Source organism: Saccharopolyspora sp. ID03-671, from assembly GCF_045278815.1.
Lineage (GTDB): Bacteria > Actinomycetota > Actinomycetes > Mycobacteriales > Pseudonocardiaceae > Saccharopolyspora > Saccharopolyspora ipomoeae.
Window position 1 is genome coordinate 4,693,194 of the sequence record NZ_CP134054.1, and the last position, 16,051, is coordinate 4,709,244.

Below are 16,051 nucleotides of genomic sequence, written 5' to 3' on the forward strand. Positions count from 1 at the left end.
CCCTCGCATCCTCGCCCCGCACCGGCCCGACGCGCGCAGGTGGTGAGCACGGGAACCTTCCTGTCACATCCCGCGTGCCATCCCGTCCGGGACCGAGGCGGTGGGCCGGATCAGCCCTCGATGTCCGTCTGTCCGCCCAGCGTCCGCTCACCCCGGTCGGTCGGCGGGATCTGGTCGTAGGCGGCCGGGTCGAGCCGGGTCACCTCGCCGCTCGCGATGGAGGAGAGGATCCCGTCCAAACCGATGTGGACGGTGCGGGTGAGGGTTTCCCGGTGCTGCTCGCCCAAGGTCTGGGTCTGCCCCCGGACCTCGAACAGCACGGCACCGCTGCCGTTGAGCTGGAAAGCCCCGAGTCCGGTGCCCGGCAGGTTGATGTCCTGCGGGTACAGCGTGATGTGCCCGTAGTCCGGGTTGCGCTCGGCCGCGTCCTGCAGCGCGTTGTAAGCGGCCACGTTGAGCTGACGGGAGTACTCCGGCCGGAACGTGTCGGCGAACTCCGCGAACTCGGACCCCTCGGGCGTGCGCGGGTCCGCGACGAACTTGCCCGACAAGCTCATCGTCACGAAGTCATCGGTTCCCGGCACCGTGTAGCAGGCGCCCTGGTGATGAAGGTCGACGTAGGTGTCGACCGCGCCGAACTCCGCTCGCAGCCGCTTGTAGACGTCCCGGACCGTCTGCGTCTCCGGGCTGAGGAACCAACCCGGGCTGTCGCTGCTGCCCGGGAAGTCCTGCGGCTGCGGCTGGTAGTTCAGGTCCGGGTGGTAGTCGCGGTTGACGTCGAAACCCGGCCGCTGCGAGTAGTCGTCACCCTGCCGCTGGTCGGTGATGTAGTTCCAGGGCGGAGGCGACGCGGCCAGCTGGGGGAACCGCGCCTGCGCCTCCTCCCAGGTCATGTCGTTCCCGCGCCGGTCCAGGGACGCCGCGTCCGGGTTGATCTTCGGCATCGCCACCACGGTCAGCTGGTCGCGAATCCGCTGAGCCGCAGTGGAATCCGACGTTCCCAGGTAGTCGACCACGTCCAGCAGGGCGTCGGGCCCGGTCTTCTCGTTGCCGTGGATCTCGGCGGTGATGAACACGACCTTCGGGCCAGATCCGACCCGGGCCAGCATCATGCCGCGCCCCTGGTTGGAGGTGCCCGCTTCTGCGAGCGCCACCCGGCCTTCGCTGACCCGTTCGATGCGGTCGAGTTCCACCAGCATCTCGTCGTAGCTGGTGAACTCGCTGATCGGGTTCTCCCGCGGCTCCTCGCTGCACGGTGGTGGGGCCGCAGCGGTGCGCGGTGCCGACGCTGTCGAGGGAACGAACGCAGCGCCCACCACGACGCCGACCAGCGCCAGTGCTCGTAAACGGTGCATTGCCGAACTCCTTGCCGTAGCCGAAACGCGCTCCAGACAAATCGCTCGACCCGAAACGCACAATCGGCCAAGAGGTGACAACTCGGGTGCTGCCCGAATGGACACGGGCCGTTCGAGCGGCCTATCAAGAGCAGGTGCGCACACCCGTCTCCACCGGCACCCCGACACCGCTGCGACAGCGATCCTTCCGATTCCTGCTGATCGCGACGGTCGGGGGATTCTCCGGGTATGCGCTGCTGCTGCCGGTCGTGCCGCTGTGGGCGGTCTCCGGAGGCGCGGGAGAGGTCGCGGCCGGTGCGACGAACGCGGTGTTCATGCTGATCACGGTGCTCACTCAACTGGTGATGCCGTGGCTGCTGCGCCGCGTCGACTGCCGCGGGCTGTTCGCCCTCGGCACCGCCTTGATCGGGGCGCCCACACCGCTGTTCGCGCTGTCCAGCGACATCGCGACCCTGCTCGGGGTGTCAGCGCTGCGCGGGATCGGCTTCGGCGTCCTGACCGTCACCGGCTCAGCGTTGACCGCGGAACTCGTGCCGATCGCCCAGCGCGGCAGAGCCGCCGCCTACTACGGCCTGGCGATCGGACTCCCCAACGTCGCACTGCTACCGGCGGGGGTGTGGCTCGGTGAGCGGATCGGATTCGAGCCCCTGTTCTGGGCCGCCGGTGCGGTTCCCCTCGTGGCCGCGCTAACCGCCCTGGGGATCGCGCGCGTGCACCTCGGCGAGGCGAAGCGGACCGCGCCCGCGCGTCCGGTCGCCTTGCTGCCGTCCTGGACGATCATGGTCGTCAACACCGCGGCGGCAGGCGGCCTGACCGCCTTCCTCCCGATGGCCGTCGACGCCTCGGTCGCGCCCGCCGGCCTGCTCGTCTTCGCCGCCGCGACCATGCTCGGCCGGTGGCTCGCGGGGTACGTGGGGGACCGGCTCGGCCAGCGAGGTGTCCTCCGGCCCGCGGTCCTGCTCGGCGGCATCGGCGTGCTGCTCCTGGCGGTGGCCGCGTGGACCGCGGATCCGGTCGCCCTGGCCGGCGCGGCGCTGTTCGGTGCCGGTTTCGGCGCGGTGCAGAACACCACCCTCATCCTCATGCTGGAACGCGTCGACTCGGCGACCGCCAGCACCGCGTGGAACATCGCCTACGACGGCGGCCACGGACTCGGGGCCATCGGATTCGGCGTGCTCATCGCCGCAACCGGATATCCGGCGACCTTCGCGATCACCGGCGCTCTGCTGGTGCTCTGCCGGGCCCTCGCGGTGCGTCGGTGGGCGTGAAGCACGGGAACCTTCATGTCACGACCGCGCGGGCACCATCCGATCACGGGCACATCCGTCCTGTGGGGTCGGCCACACCGCGCCCGTGGGCGTGAGGGCGGTGAAGTCACCGACAGTGGCCGGTGGTCGGCGCCGCAGATGCCGGGCAGCCGCCGGGGACGGGGAGCACCTAGAATCGGAAGCGTGTTGCGCAGCCTGTTGACCCCACGTTGGCTGCTTCTGCATGTGCTGTTCATCGTGGCCACGATCGCCACCGGCTTCCTCGCCGTGTGGCAGTGGGACCGCGCGCACGAGGCGGGCGGGAGCTTCCAGAACCTCGGCTATGCGCTGCAGTGGCCGCTGTTCGGCGCGTTCACGATCTTCCTCTGGATCAAGCTCGTCCGCATGGACTTCGCTCAGCAGCGCGGCGAGGACGAAACCGGCAGCGAACCCGAAACTCCGGAAGAACAGCGGACGACAGCACCCGAGACAGCGGAACAACGCCGGACGCGGCCGCTCGTGCCGCCGCCGGCGCCCCCGGTCGACGCCGACGAAGATCCGGAACTGGCCGAGTACAACCGGTATCTCGCCGGGCTCAACGAATCGGATCAGTCCCCTAGTTGAAGGTGATCCCGCCGTTGATCTCGCGGGTCTGCACGAGGTTCGTGACCTGACCCTTGTTGATGTTGACCACGTTGTCCGACGCCGTGATCTCGTTGTGCACGGCAGCTCCTTCGCGGCGCAGCTGCTCGGCGAACTCCACGTCCTCGGCGCACACCTCGTCCAAGCGCTCGGACAGCGCGGTGATCTGAGCCGGACCCGCGTCGTCGCGCTCGACCGCCTCCAGGGCCGCCTGGGTGTCGGGATCCTGCTGCGACCTGCGGCGCAGCAGATCGCGGACCTTGGCCAAGGCCATCGTCCCCGCGGCACCCAGCGCGGTTGCGGTCTGCCCGCCGAGTGCGGTGGCCAACGAATCCAGGAACGGGTCGGTCATCTTTCCTCCGCGAGCAAGGGAACCAATCTGTCACGAAGTGTAGTGATCTGGCCCTGCTCCGTGTCGATTTCAAGTCGAATTCAGTTGTTCGGCAGCACGCTGGCCACGCGGCCGGGTGTGATATCAACGAACTGGTTGACGGCAAAGCGAAACGATGCCGATTGCTTCCGCGCAGCGGAAGCCGGTGGTTCTTTCCGACCGCTGGGATCGGTGAGCGGGAGTGCGGATGTGCGCCGCGTCCCGCGGTCGGTGGCCGGATCTTGCGGACACTTTGGTGATAGGGGCTGGCGTGCGCAGCGGCGTGCTGTTGAAGATGTTCGGACTGTGCGTCCTTGCCGGCGTACTCGTGGCGGCATTACTGCTGCCGGTGGCGACCGGGGCTGGGGCGATGGTCAACCAGACCACCCATGCCATGTCGAAAATGTCGAGTTCGCTGGCAAAGCAGGAAATGCCCCAGGTGTCCACGGTCACCGATCGCAACGGCAAGCCCATCGCCTACTTCTTCAAGGACTATCGGGTCGAAACCCGCCCGGACCAGATCGCCGACACGATGAAGGCCGCCATCACCGCGGTCGAGGACAAGCGCTACTGGCACCACGGCGGCGTCGACTGGCACGGCACCATCCGGGCCCTGGCCACCAACATCGGCAGCGGTGAAACCGCCCAGGGCGCGTCGACGATCACCCAGCAGTACGTGAAGAACTACCTGGTGCACGTCACGGCCACCAACGAACTCGAGGCCGAGCAGGCCAAGGAAACGACGATCGCGCGCAAGCTCCGCGAAGCCAAGATCGCCGTCGAGCTCGAACGCACGATGTCCAAGGAAGAGATCCTCACCGGGTATCTCAACGTGGTTCCCTTCGGCAACCAGACCTTCGGCGTCGGGGCGGCCGCCCAAACCTACTTCGGCACCACCCCGGACAAGCTGACGATCGCCCAGTCCGCGCTGCTGGCCGCGGTCGTCAACCAGCCCGGATCGCTGAACCCCAACAGCAACCCGCAGGACGCGCTCGCCCGGCGCAACCTCGTCATCGACCTGATGGCGGACAACAACAACGACATCCGCATCACCAAGGAAGACGCCGAGATCGCCAAGCAGGAGCCCCTGGGCGTGCTCTCCCCGCTGGGGCGCCCGCCGAACGGCTGCGTCGGCATCGGTGACGGCACCACCGACGGCTTCTTCTGCACCTACGTCCGCGACTACCTCGAGCGCTACGGGATCGACACCGACCAGCTGAAGGTCGGCGGGTACACGGTGCGCACCACGCTCGACCGCACCGCCTCCGACGCGGCCAAGCAGGCCGCCCAGAAGCAGGTCCCGACCCAGACCGAGGGCATCGCCAACGCGATGTCGGTCGTCGAACCCGGTAAGGACAAGCACAAGGTCCGAGCACTGGTCGCCAACCGCGACTTCGGCAACGACCCCAGCAAGGGGCAGACGGCATACGACATCGTCAGCCGAGTGCAGCCCTTCGGTGCCGGGTCGATCTACAAGATCTTCACCGCCGGGGCCGCGCTCGAACGCGGCATGGACATCTACGACACGATCGACGTGCCCGCCAGCTACACCTCGCGCGTCTACAAGAACGGTCTGGCGCCCTACACCGTGCACAACGCCGAAGGCGTCCGGCCCGGACCGCGCACCCTGCAGATGGCGCTGGCAACATCCCCGAACACCGGATTCGTGGCGCTGCTGGAACGCGTCGGGCTGAACAACGCCGTCGACATGGCCGCCAAGCTCGGCATGCGCAAGAGCATCAACGGCGTCAACGCGCTGGGATCCACGCTCAAAGACGACGGGTCGAACGGGCCGTCGCTGGGCGACTCCATCAAGAACCGCAACAACGGGTCCTTCACCCTCGGCTTCACCCCGACCAGCGTGCTGGAGCTGTCCAACGTCGCCGCCACGATCATGAGCGATGGCGTCTACTGCCCACCGACGCCGATCGAGGAGGTCAAGGACCGCTACGGCAACCCGGTCCCGCTCAACGAGCCCGGCTGCGAGCAGGCGGTGTCGCCGGCGGTGGCCACCGGGCTGGCGCAAGGGCTCAGCAAGGACGACACCGAGGGAACCTCCCGCGCAGCGGCGCAGGCCGTTCAGTGGGCGCGTCCGATGATCGGCAAGACCGGCACCACCCAGGAGCACAAGTCCGCCGCGTTCCTGGCCGCCACCCCGCAGATGGCGGGCGCGGTGCTGACCTACTCCGACGGCAAGCGGCCCCAGGGCATCTGCGACGGTGGCGGCGACGCACCGCCGTACCTGTGCGGTGACGGCAACATCTACGGCGGCAAGGTGCCCGCGCGCACCTGGTTCGACGCGATGACGAAGATCCACAACGGTCTGCCGACCGTGCCCCTCCCGGGCACACCGGCGGCACCGCCCGCGCAAGCCCCGCCGCCCGGAGCACCAACTCCGTGAGCGAGCGGTCGTGACCACGAGGGGGCCTTCCTGTCATGTCGGATGACAGGAAGGCCCCCTTTCTCTCATCCCAGGGCGTGCTCAGCGACAACTCAGAAAACGTTGGCAAAATGCCAGCGTGGTTTCCGAACGTGATCGAGTGGATGTTCGCGGCACCGTCTGGTTCGTCGTCCTCGCCTACGCACCGGCCTGGCTGCTGAGCCTTCCGCTCTGGCTGACCGGCGAGGGGCTGTCGTGGAAGTGGGCGCCGGTCGCCCTCACGCTCATGATGTTCATGCCCGCGGTGGCCGGGTTGGTAGTCAGCCGGTGGATCAGCCCGAGCCCGACCCCACTGCGATCACTGGGACTGACCAACCCCGGCGGAATCAAGAAGTGGTGGCACTACGCACTCCTGGGCTGCGCCGGGCCACTGGTCGCGATGCTGCTCGCCCTGGTGGTCGGATACCTGCTCGGCGTCTACGAAGCGGACTGGACCGGGTTCTCCGGACTCGCCGAACAGACCGGCACCACCGTCGTCGGTGAGCAGAACCAGGTCTCACCGACCGGGCTCGCCGTGACCCAGCTCGGCTGGATCTTCCTGCTCGGGTGGGTTCACGCGCTTCCCGCGCTCGGTGAGGAACTCGGCTGGCGCGGCTACCTGGTCAAGCAGCTGCTCCCGCTCGGTCAGGCCGGCGCGTTCTTGACCACCGGTGTCCTGTGGGGCCTGTGGCACGCCCCGATCCTGCTCCTCGGCTACAACTACCCGACCGTGCCCGTCGTGGTCGCGTTCTTGATGATGGGCTGCTTCTGCGTGCTGGTGGGGACGTTGCTGAGTTGGCTGCGGCTGGCGTCGGGCAGCGTCTGGCCGGCGGCGATCGCGCACGGATTCCTCAACTCCGCGGGCACCATGGCACTGGTCTTCAGCCAGGCCGGACATCCGGTCGACAACGCCGGTGTCGGCTTGCTGGGGTGGACCGGCTGGATCGTGCTGGCACTGCTCATCCTCGTCCTGATCATGATCGGAAAGCTGCCCGTGAAGTTCCCGGTGGTGAAGCAGGGGATCAGCAAGGGAGTCGAACGGCGCAGCCGCAAGGCCTGAGCCGAAGCACGGGAATCTTCCTGCCACTCCGACCGGACGCTCGGAGACGATGCGCGTGCGCACGACCTTTGGCGTGACAGCATTGAGGCATGGTGACGAGTCTGCTGCCCTCCACCCAGCGCGTGCTGCTGCGACGCCTGGCCGTGGAGCAGAGTGAAAACCGGGTTCCTTCCCTCATCGCCGGCCTGCTGCGCGATGGCGAGACCATCTGGGTTGACTCCCGCGGCCAGGTCAACGGGGCACCCGCCTCCACCGACACCCAATACCGGGTCGGTTCGATCACGAAGACGTTCGTGGGCGTCCTGGTGATGCGGCTGCGCGATGAAGGGCGCCTCGACCTCACCGACAAGCTCGACGAGCACCTCCCTGGAACGGCGCTCGGCAACCGCAGCATCGGCGAGATCCTCAGCCAGTGCAGCGGCCTGACCGCGGAACCCGCCGGGCAGTGGTGGGAACGCACCCCGGGAGGAAGCGCCGACGAGCTGCTCGCCACCATCGACGACAGCGCGATCCGCCCGACACCGCGCCACCAGTTCCACTACTCGAACGTCGGGTTCGGCATCCTGGGCGAACTGGTCGCCCGCCTCCGCGGAGCCCCGTGGCACGAGGTGATGGAACGCGAAATCCTGCAGCCGCTGGGGATGCGTCGGACCACCCTGAGCCCCGTCGCACCGCACGCCGAAGGACTGGCCGTGCACCCGTGGGCGGATGTCGTGCTGCCGGAACCGGCCGAGGACGCCGGTGCGATGGCACCGGCCGGGCAGTTGTGGTCGACGTTCGACGACATGGCCAGGTGGGCCCGGTTCGTCCTGGGCGACACCGGGGAGGTTCTGCACCCGGACACCGTGGCGGAGATGCGCGTGCCCGGGTCCGTCGACGACGGACCCGAATGGCGCTCCGGCTACGGCCTGGGCCTCCAGCTGATCCGGCACAACGGTCGCAGGCTCGCAGGCCACAGCGGCTCCATGCCGGGTTTCCTGGCCAGCGTCTGGACCGACCCGGCCGAGAACGAGGCAGTGATCTTCATGGCCAACACCACGGCCGGCGTCACCGGAGCCCTCGGCACGGACCTGCTCGACGCTCTCGCCGAGCACGAACCGCGCATCCCGGAGCCCTGGATCCCCCGCCCGGACGTCGACATGGGACTGCTCGAACTGACCGGTGAGTGGTACTGGGGCCCGTCCCCGCACGTGCTGCGGGTCCTGAGCAACGGTCTTCTGGACCTCAGGCTCGGGCACGGACGCAAGGGGAGGGCGTCGCGCTTCCGCCCCAACGGCGATGGCACCTGGACCGGTCTCGACGGCTACTACGCGGGCGAGATCCTGCGCATCGGCCGCGACGCCGACGGCAAACCCAACCACCTCAACCTCAACACGTTCATCCTCACCCGCACCCCCTACGCCGCCAACGCCCCGGTGCCAGGCGGGGTCGCCGGGTGGAGGCCCGCCGGGAGCTGAATCGCCTGCTTGGGAACCTTCCTGCCGCACAGGTGGCAGGAAGGATCCCAAGCCGCTCGGCAGGTGCCGCCGTGCCCGCCGATGGACTGCGGCATGCTGGCGGTATGCCCGAAGACCTGCCCGTCACCCGTGCCTGGAGCATCCCGCCCGCGGAGCTCTCCGAGCGCTTCTCCAGGTCGTCCGGACCTGGCGGGCAAGGCGTCAACACCACCGACTCACGCGTGGAACTGTCCTTCGACCTCGCGCGGGCGGCGTCCGTGCCGGAGAAGCTGCGCGCCCGGGCGCTCGAGCGGCTCGGCAAGCGGCTCGTCGACGGGGTCATCACGATCACCGCGTCCGAGAGCCGAGCGCAGCTGGCGAATCGCCAAGCCGCGCGCGAACGCCTCGCCGCCGTGCTGGCCGCCGCCGTCGCACCGCCCGCGGCCCAGCGTCGCCCCACCAAGCCGACCAAGGGATCGCAGCGGCGGCGCCTGGCTGGCAAGAAGCGGCGCTCGGAGATCAAGCGCCACCGCAGGCGCGGTGATCCCGGCGACGCCTGAGCTGCGAATACCGCGTTCCTCGCTACTCTTGCGCACAAGGTGAATGCAGGAGGGAACGAGCTGATGCGCACAGCATGGGTCCTGCCCGGCGGCTCCACCTTCGGAGCCATCCAGGCCGGTCTGGCAACGGCACTGATCGAGCACGGCGTCACCCCCGACATCGTCGTGGGAACCTCCGCGGGCTCGCTCAACGCGGCGTGGATCGCCGGTGACCCCACCGTGCGCGGTGTCGAGAAGCTGCGCGAGCTGTGGAAGTCGATGCGGCGCGCCGACGTGTTCCCGATCCAGCCGATGAGGATCCTCGCGGGCAAGCTCGGCCTGTCCAACCACGTCATGGGCAACCACGGTCTCGCCCGATGGCTGCACGAGACCCTTCCGTTCCGCAGGCTCGACCAGGCGGAGATCCCGCTGACCGTCACCGCGACCGACCTCGTCAGCGGCGAAGCCGTCTACTTCGAAGACGGGCCCGCTCTGCCACCGCTGGTGGCGTCCTGCTCGATCCCCGGGATGTTCCCACCCGTGAAGGTCGGTGAGCGCTGGCTGGTCGACGGAGGCCCCGCGGCCTTCATGCCGATCAGCCGCGCCGTCGAGCAGGGAGCTCAGCGCGTGTTCGTGCTGCCCTGCGGCGGGACCGAGCCGTTCGAGCGCAACGCGGACCGGCGCCGCGGGGTCGGCTCCATCGCGACCTGGCCGCCGCCGAAAACACCGCCGCGCTCGGTCGGCGGAGTCAACGGCGCCGCCCTGGGTGCGGCGATGGTCTCCGCAGCACGCCTCGACATGCAGCTCAACGCCTCCCGCTGCGAGTTGTACGTGGTGCCCGCTCCTTCCGTCGTGGGGCTCTCGCCCTACTCGTTCGCGCACTCCGGCGCGCTGATCGACACGGCGTGGCGCAGCGCAGGCAACTGGCTGCCTTCGGCGACACCGGTCCCGCCGGGACGTGCCGTGGACATCGCCGGGAAACCGGTCGACGATCGCCTCGCGATCAGGGATTCAGCGCCTGTGTCCTGAGGAACGCGCGACTGATCAGGCGCCCCGCCACCGCCAGCGGATGGCGACGTGAACGGGCTGCCCGCGCGGACGGCGGCGGTTTCCCGGAACCGGCGAGCGGCGCGACGCGCAGCAGATCGCACGGTGGAGCGAGGTCTAGGCGGTAGGCGCGCAGCGTCGCGCGCGGCAAGGCCGTGCCACGGCGACTGCCGCGATTCATCTCGGTCACCAGTTCCTCGAAATCGCAGAGGTTCTCGTGCTGAACCGCTTCGAAGAGGAGCTGCTTGGTCAAGGCCGCGGACAGGAACGTGCGGGCGCCGTCCATCACTGCGCGCACCGGCGGGGCGACCGGAATCCCGTCGACGAAAACAGGTTTCGGCAGGCGGGTGGTCCGTTCGAAGCGCGTCCCCGCATAGCTCTGGATCTTCTGACCGTGCGGGATGAGGATGTGGACGTCAGCCGACTCGGGCGGCGATTTCAAGCCGTGCAGCCGTGCCGCGTGCATCCCCGTGACCATCGCGGCCGGGCCCGCGCGCAGCAACGCGGCGTCGATGCGGTCGCGCACCGTCGCGGGACCTGGTGCGACGAGCACGATTCCGGGAGCCAGGCGGGTCCACGGGCCGTCGGCACGAGCCCAGCGATAGGCGGTGGACTGGCTGATCCCGAGCTTGGCGAGTTCGGCGACGCGGTAGACGCGGCGACGCAGGTTGGCGGCGGCTGCCTTGGCGGCGATCGATTTCTGCATGCCAAGAACTATCGGCCCACAGCGCGCGAAATCGTGGAAGCAAGCGTCGACGTGCGCGTGTTGGGACCCGGTTCCTGAACGGGTGACCGCCCGGCTACGAAGTGGGCGTGGGAACGCTTCGCCCAGCCGAGCACCGGGATGAAGCGCTCCCACGCCCACCGGGAGCGGAGGGGTCAGCGCGTGGCAGAAAGGTTCCCCTGCTCCTCCGGATGCCGCTGCATCCACCACTGCATCGCGTACTCGACCAGCCGGATCAGGGATTGCTTGGTGGACTCCCTGTTTCGGGCATCGCAGGTGACGATCGGAACGTCTTCGGGGATCGCCATCGCTTCGCGAACTTCCTGCACGCGGTGCTGAAGGGTGCCGTCGAAGCAGTTGAGGCCGACGATGTACGGCAGCTTCCGGTCCTCGAAGAAGTCGATGGCCGAGAAGCAGTCCGCGAGGCGGCGCGTGTCGACCAGCACGACCGCGCCGATCGCTCCCCGCACCAGGTCGTCCCACATGAACCAGAACCGGTGCTGGCCGGGGGTTCCGAACAGGTACAGGATCAGGTCCGAATCCAGCGAGAGGCGACCGAAGTCCATGGCCACCGTCGTGGTCTGCTTGTTCGGAGTGGCGTGCAGGTCGTCGATTCCGTGACTGGCCTCGGTCATGACCGCTTCCGTGGTCAGCGGCACGATTTCCGACACAGAACCGACGAACGTGGTCTTTCCTGCGCCGAAACCACCGGCGACGACGATCTTCGCCGAGGTGGTGGTCGGGGACCTGCGGGGGGATTCAGGCCGGGCTTGCGTATCAGGATTCATGTCTGCCCACTTCAGTCATCGAGTCAGAGCTGAGTTGCTGCGTTCGGCGCGTCGCCAAGGAGTCCGGCGCGCTGGGGGAGTCAGAGCCGACGGAGACCGCTCAGAACTCGTTCCATCAACAGGAAGTGCGACGAGCTGGCGCTGTCGCTGACGGTTTCGTGCACGGTGATCAACCCCAGGTCCGCCATATCACCGAGCAGCACCTTGGCCACGCCGAGCGGAACTCCGAGCATCGCGCCCACTTCGGCCACCGATCTGGGGTGCCGGCAGATCTCGGCGATCGAGTGGTGCTCGGTGCGCCGCAACCGCTCCGGCGTGCAGAACTCGCTGGCCGAGACCAGCGTCTCCAGTTCCAGGTGGTGGTTGGACCTGGTGCGGCCTCCGGTCCACGCGTAGGGGCGGATGGAGGTCGACATCGCGTCACGGTCCGGCGAAGCGTCCGAGGGCTGCCTGGACGCGGGCACCGGTGCCGGGGCGGTCTCGCCGTGGCCGTCGGAGGCCGGCCACGGCGGTTCGGGCGCGGAGGCACCGGAATGCGGCGCGTGCGACCGCGTCCCGCGATCGTCACCGCCCGGCTCGGTCGCGCCCTGCGGTCCGGGGTCCTTCCGCGCACGTTTCCAGCGCCACCCGCGGCGTCCGCTGTCCAGGGTGAACCGGTTGAAAACCTCCGCCACGCCGTCGTTGTCCGGCGCATCGGGGTTACGCCACCGGTGTTGCCCGGTCGGGTCCGGACCTTCGCTCATTTCCGCCTCACACCGACTGTCCGGTCATCACGCGGCTCGTGCCCTGCAGTTGAGAACGCAGCTCGGGGGTCAGGATCTGGCCGACGCGTTCGACCAGCAGCGTCATCTCGTAGGCGATCAAACCCATGTCGCACTGCGGAGCCGCCAGCACCGTCAGGCAGGAACCGTCGCTGATGGCCATCTGCAGCATCAGACCGCGTTCCATCTCGACCACGGTTTCGGTGACCGAACCCGCCTCGAAGCACCTCGCAGCCCCTTGCGTGAGGCTGAGCAGCCCGGACGCCACCGCCGCGAGCTGATCGGCGCGATCGGTGGGGAGCTTCGCCGATGCGGTCAGCAGCAGTCCGTCAGCAGAGACGACGACTGCGTGGGCGACACCGGGGACTCGCTCGGTGAAGTCCGTGACGAGCCAACCGAACTGGCTCGGCTGGGAATTGTGGGCGTTCATGGCGCCTCCTTTCCTCCTAACTGATTCGGGGGTCACCGGGTCTCATCCGTTGAGGGCTGAGGGTCGCGGAGACTGTGCTTGCCTTCGCGGACACCGCGTTGGAAGCTGGCCAGCCGACCGCGCATCACGTCTGCGTCGCGGGGCGGTGCGGTGGCCGAATCGGTGGCCAAGCCCGATACCAGCTGGGCTCTGGGTGTGCGGCGGGGAAGGCCGGAGGGCGTGTACTGCGCGGCCTCGTCGGAGGTCTCCTCCACCGCTGCGGGTGCGGGGTCTTCGGGCGCGTCCGGTGGCGCGGTGGCGGGTCCCTCGACCGCGCTGCTCGCAGCCTGGCCCGCCTGGGTCAGCCGGTGCCGACCCCGCTGGACCCCTGCCTGGAAGCTGGCCAGCCTGCCTCGGGCCAGGTTGGCGTCCCGCGTCGGCCGGGGCTCTTCGGTGCCGGGCCGGTCGGCGCTCCCGGCGACCAGGTTCGCCAGCGGAATCCGCTGCGGCAACCCGGCCGAGGTGAAGTCGGTGGGTTCCGCCGCCGCGACCTCCTCGGCGCGCTGCCTGCCCTCATCGCTGGCGAAGCTCCAGTCCCGCAGCGGCGCCTCGCTCGTGGAGTCGTCGGCGTCGTCGGAGGACGGGTCCTTCTCTTCCAGGTCCACCACCGCGAACGTCTCGGTGTTGGGGCCGTCGGCCTCGTCCGGCCAGAGGAGCTCGGGTTCACCGTCGGGCCGTTCCTGGAACCACGCCGAGGACAGCTCGTCGAGGATCGACTCCGCGGTGGAGGGAACCTCCATCGCGGGCGGCGGCTCGGTGGAGATCTCCTGGGTGGCGAACAGGTCCGCGGGAGCGGTGTTCGGCACCTCGTCGCCGTCTCCGCGGAAGAGGTGGAATCCGTTGTGGGTGGGCGGATCGCTGATCGCGTCCTGCTCAGCGGCCTCCCAGTCGAACTGCCGGATCAGCGTGTCGTCGTCGTGGTCCGGGCGGTAGACGCCGTTGGTGCGCGGGGCGGGCAGCGAGACGTCGTCGACCAGGAGCTCCGGCCGCAGCGTCATCGACACGCGCACGCCGGTGCCCTCCTGACCGGGGGCGAGTTCGACGCGGATGCCGTGCCGACGGGCCAGTCGCCCGACCACGAACAAGCCCATGCGCCGGGACGTGGACTGCTTGATCTCCTCGTCGGAGGTCAGGCGCTGGTTGGCCTCGGAGAGCTCGGCGGGGTTCATGCCGATGCCCTCGTCGTCGATGTCGAGACGAAGGGAGCCGTCCTTCTCCCGCTGTCCCGACACCACCACCTGGGTCTGCGGCGCGGAGAAGTTCGCGGCGTTGTCGAGCAGCTCCGCCAGCAGCCGCACCAGGTCGTTGGCCACGTATCCGACGATCTTGGTGTCGGGCAGTTGCTGCACGGTCACCCGCGGGTAGTGCTCGATCTCCGAGACCGCCGCCCGCAGCAGGTCGGCGGGGGTGGTCGGCCTGGTGAACCGCCGGGCGAGGTCCGCGCCGGAGAGCACCATCAGGTTCTCGTTGTTGCGGCGCATCCGGGTCGCGAGGTGGTCCAGCTGGAACAGCGTCGCCAGCTGGTCGGGGTCCTCCTCGTCGCGTTCCAGCTGCTCGAACAGCCGCAGCTGGCGTTCGAGCAGGCTCTGGCTGCGCCGCGACACGTTGATGAACGAGTCGCTGTAGCTGCGGCGGAGCTCGGCCTGCTCGGTGGCGAGGGTGACCGCTTGCGCGTGCACGTCGTCGAACGCGCGGGCCACTTCACCGACCTCGTCGGTGGTGGAGACCGGCACGGGGTCGACCGCCAGCGGTGCGTGACCGGCGCGGATGTCGGCGACGGCGTTGGGCAGCTGGTGGTTGGCGGTGTCGAGCGCGCTGCGCCGCAGCACGTCGAGCGATCCGAGCAGGTGCCGGGCCATCACGACCACGATCGCTCCGGCGACGAGCAGGGCGCTGAGCAGCAGGACCGATTCGAGCCCGGCGAGGTTGCCCGCCGTGTCCTGCAGCGTGAAAGCGGTGTGGTGCAGCTGGCGGTCGAGCTGGGCCTGCAGGTCGGTGAGCGCCTGCGCGGCTGTGTGCGACTGGTTCTTCCAGGTCGTCGTCGACACCAGGTGCGAGGAGAGGCTGGATCGGGTGTTGTTCTGCTCGGCCATGGCCAGCTGCACCGAGGTTTCCCGGGCGGGCACCTCGGGATTGGTGTAGAGCCGGTCGTAGCGGATGCGCTGCTCCGGGTCGGCAGCGGCGCGGAACTCCTTGACCGCCGCGGTGCGGCGGGCCTCGCTGGCGGCGATCCGGGCGAGGTTGTCGCTGGTGAAGTTCTCGTGCGCGAGGCCGGTGAGCACCAGCGCCTGCTGCAGCTGAACCTCTTCGCTGATCTTGGCCAGCTCGTGGATGGTGGTGGCCGTGGCCACGAGTTCCGACGAGGAGATCTGGCTGATCAGGGTGCGGTCGAGCGCGAGCATCACGTCGATGAGCTCGGTGTAGGAGTTGGCGGTGATGCCGGGGTCGACGTTGCCGCCGAGCACGAGCCTGCGGATCGGTTCGAGTTCGGTCGATTGCCGGTCGGTTTCCTGGCGGGCGTAGCGCACGGCGTCGCTGTCCGGTGCGGCGCGCAGCAGGCGTTGGGTTTCGGCGAGCGCCCGGTCCGAGTCGGCGAACCGGTTGCGGACGTCGGCGCTGGTGACCTGTCCGCGTGCCAGGAATTCCGCGGCCTGGCTGCGTTCGTCCTGCAGCCGGTCGACGGCGGTGCGCACGGCGCGGCCGGCTGAAACGACCCGGTCCATCTGCTCGTAGTTGCTGGCCTCGGTGATCTGACCGCGGATCTGCAGGACGCCCAGCACGATCGCGAAGATGACCGGGACGAGCACGACCGCGGCGATCTTGACCGGGAGTTTCCAGTTCTGCCACGTGATGATTCGAGTTGTGGCGCGCGACCACATGGACGTCCGGGTCGCGTTCGCGGGCGGGTCTTGTACTCCGCTGCTCACGACGCAGTCCTTTCCCGCGCGGTGGAAGCTTTCGTCGCCAACTGCGCGTTCGTGTGGTGGGCAGGCCGGCCCGCCTCGGGTGTGCGCGGCAGGTCATGCGTGGTTGGCGGCGCTGCCTGCGTTTCGGGGTTTTCGCGGGTGGCCGTGCGGTCTTCGACGGCGGTGCTCGAAGGCCTGCGATGTCGGGGGTGATCGCGGCGGCATCGAATCAGTTCGCACCGGTCGTCGGCGTGCAGAACACTACCTCACCGGAATGATCTACCAAGG

At 68.9% G+C, this 16,051-nt stretch carries 14 protein-coding genes; 7 read left to right on the forward strand and 7 right to left on the reverse strand.

What is annotated here, in order from left to right:
- Window positions 1-110: 110 nt before the first annotated feature.
- Window positions 111-1,355: a M14 family zinc carboxypeptidase gene (locus REH65_RS21720; RefSeq protein WP_406688868.1), complete on the reverse strand. Its 1,245-nt coding sequence runs from the start codon at window positions 1,353-1,355 to the stop codon at window positions 111-113.
- 134 nt (window positions 1,356-1,489) lie between these two features.
- Here REH65_RS21720 and REH65_RS21725 point away from each other — a divergent pair, with 134 nt between their 5' ends.
- Together REH65_RS21725 and REH65_RS21730 are read left to right on the forward strand one after the other, a co-directional pair.
- Window positions 1,490-2,623 (forward strand): MFS transporter, encoded by a 1,134-nt coding sequence (locus REH65_RS21725; RefSeq protein WP_406688869.1) that lies wholly within the window; start codon window positions 1,490-1,492, stop codon window positions 2,621-2,623.
- Window positions 2,624-2,806: 183 nt separating this feature from the next.
- The gene (locus REH65_RS21730) at window positions 2,807-3,226 is read left to right on the forward strand and encodes a hypothetical protein (protein ID WP_406688870.1); all 420 of its coding nucleotides are present in this window, start codon (window positions 2,807-2,809) and stop codon (window positions 3,224-3,226) included.
- Here REH65_RS21730 and REH65_RS21735 read toward each other — a convergent pair.
- On the reverse strand, window positions 3,219-3,596 hold the full coding sequence (locus REH65_RS21735; protein ID WP_406688871.1) for a hypothetical protein: 378 nt from the start codon (window positions 3,594-3,596) through the stop codon (window positions 3,219-3,221). The two genes, REH65_RS21730 and REH65_RS21735, sit on opposite strands and share 8 nt — an antisense overlap.
- Before the next feature lie 289 nt (window positions 3,597-3,885).
- On the opposite strand from REH65_RS21735, the gene REH65_RS21740 reads away from it, so the two are divergent.
- From REH65_RS21740 to REH65_RS21760, 5 genes are all read left to right on the forward strand, one after another.
- Entirely contained in the window at window positions 3,886-6,015 is a 2,130-nt protein-coding gene (locus tag REH65_RS21740) for a transglycosylase domain-containing protein (protein ID WP_406688872.1), read from the forward strand.
- A 139-nt stretch (window positions 6,016-6,154) separates the two neighbouring features.
- The gene (locus REH65_RS21745) at window positions 6,155-7,093 is read left to right on the forward strand and encodes a lysostaphin resistance A-like protein (RefSeq protein WP_406688873.1); all 939 of its coding nucleotides are present in this window, start codon (window positions 6,155-6,157) and stop codon (window positions 7,091-7,093) included.
- A gap of 89 nt (window positions 7,094-7,182) precedes the next feature.
- Complete coding sequence (locus REH65_RS21750) at window positions 7,183-8,550, forward strand: serine hydrolase domain-containing protein (protein ID WP_406688874.1); 1,368 nt, start codon at window positions 7,183-7,185, stop codon at window positions 8,548-8,550.
- Between the two features lie 104 nt (window positions 8,551-8,654).
- Entirely contained in the window at window positions 8,655-9,089 is a 435-nt protein-coding gene (gene arfB, locus REH65_RS21755; RefSeq protein ID WP_281455085.1) for an alternative ribosome rescue aminoacyl-tRNA hydrolase ArfB, read from the forward strand.
- A 63-nt stretch (window positions 9,090-9,152) separates the two neighbouring features.
- The gene (locus REH65_RS21760; protein WP_406688875.1) at window positions 9,153-10,097 is read left to right on the forward strand and encodes a patatin-like phospholipase family protein; all 945 of its coding nucleotides are present in this window, start codon (window positions 9,153-9,155) and stop codon (window positions 10,095-10,097) included.
- On the opposite strand, the gene REH65_RS21765 is transcribed toward REH65_RS21760, so the two are convergent.
- The 5 genes from REH65_RS21765 to REH65_RS21785 all read right to left on the reverse strand — a co-directional run bounded on the left by REH65_RS21765 (window position 10,072) and on the right by REH65_RS21785 (window position 15,784).
- A complete protein-coding gene (locus REH65_RS21765) occupies window positions 10,072-10,821 on the reverse strand; it encodes a hypothetical protein (protein WP_406688876.1) in 750 nt (249 codons plus the stop codon). The two genes, REH65_RS21760 and REH65_RS21765, sit on opposite strands and share 26 nt — an antisense overlap.
- A gap of 173 nt (window positions 10,822-10,994) precedes the next feature.
- The gene (locus REH65_RS21770) at window positions 10,995-11,627 is read right to left on the reverse strand and encodes a GTP-binding protein (RefSeq protein ID WP_406688877.1); all 633 of its coding nucleotides are present in this window, start codon (window positions 11,625-11,627) and stop codon (window positions 10,995-10,997) included.
- A gap of 80 nt (window positions 11,628-11,707) precedes the next feature.
- Window positions 11,708-12,370, reverse strand: coding sequence for a DUF742 domain-containing protein (locus REH65_RS21775; RefSeq protein WP_406688878.1), 663 nt, complete (start codon window positions 12,368-12,370; stop codon window positions 11,708-11,710).
- A gap of 7 nt (window positions 12,371-12,377) precedes the next feature.
- On the reverse strand, window positions 12,378-12,818 hold the full coding sequence (locus REH65_RS21780) for a roadblock/LC7 domain-containing protein (RefSeq protein WP_281455080.1): 441 nt from the start codon (window positions 12,816-12,818) through the stop codon (window positions 12,378-12,380).
- 32 nt (window positions 12,819-12,850) lie between these two features.
- A complete protein-coding gene (locus REH65_RS21785) occupies window positions 12,851-15,784 on the reverse strand; it encodes a nitrate- and nitrite sensing domain-containing protein (protein ID WP_406688879.1) in 2,934 nt (977 codons plus the stop codon).
- Window positions 15,785-16,051 lie beyond the last annotated feature (267 nt).

Bases quoted from the DNA above. Each gene is read 5' to 3' on its own strand.
- REH65_RS21760 (WP_406688875.1), top strand. From the start codon at position 9,153: ATGCGCACAGCATGGGTCCTGCCCGGCGGCTCCACCTTCGGAGCCATC.
- REH65_RS21775 (WP_406688878.1), bottom strand. From the start codon at position 12,370: ATGAGCGAAGGTCCGGACCCGACCGGGCAACACCGGTGGCGTAACCCC.
- REH65_RS21765 (WP_406688876.1), bottom strand. From the start codon at position 10,821: ATGCAGAAATCGATCGCCGCCAAGGCAGCCGCCGCCAACCTGCGTCGC.
- arfB (WP_281455085.1), top strand. From the start codon at position 8,655: ATGCCCGAAGACCTGCCCGTCACCCGTGCCTGGAGCATCCCGCCCGCG.
- REH65_RS21780 (WP_281455080.1), bottom strand. From the start codon at position 12,818: ATGAACGCCCACAATTCCCAGCCGAGCCAGTTCGGTTGGCTCGTCACG.
- REH65_RS21720 (WP_406688868.1), bottom strand. From the start codon at position 1,355: ATGCACCGTTTACGAGCACTGGCGCTGGTCGGCGTCGTGGTGGGCGCT.
- REH65_RS21750 (WP_406688874.1), top strand. From the start codon at position 7,183: ATGGTGACGAGTCTGCTGCCCTCCACCCAGCGCGTGCTGCTGCGACGC.
- REH65_RS21770 (WP_406688877.1), bottom strand. From the start codon at position 11,627: ATGAATCCTGATACGCAAGCCCGGCCTGAATCCCCCCGCAGGTCCCCG.
- REH65_RS21735 (WP_406688871.1), bottom strand. From the start codon at position 3,596: ATGACCGACCCGTTCCTGGATTCGTTGGCCACCGCACTCGGCGGGCAG.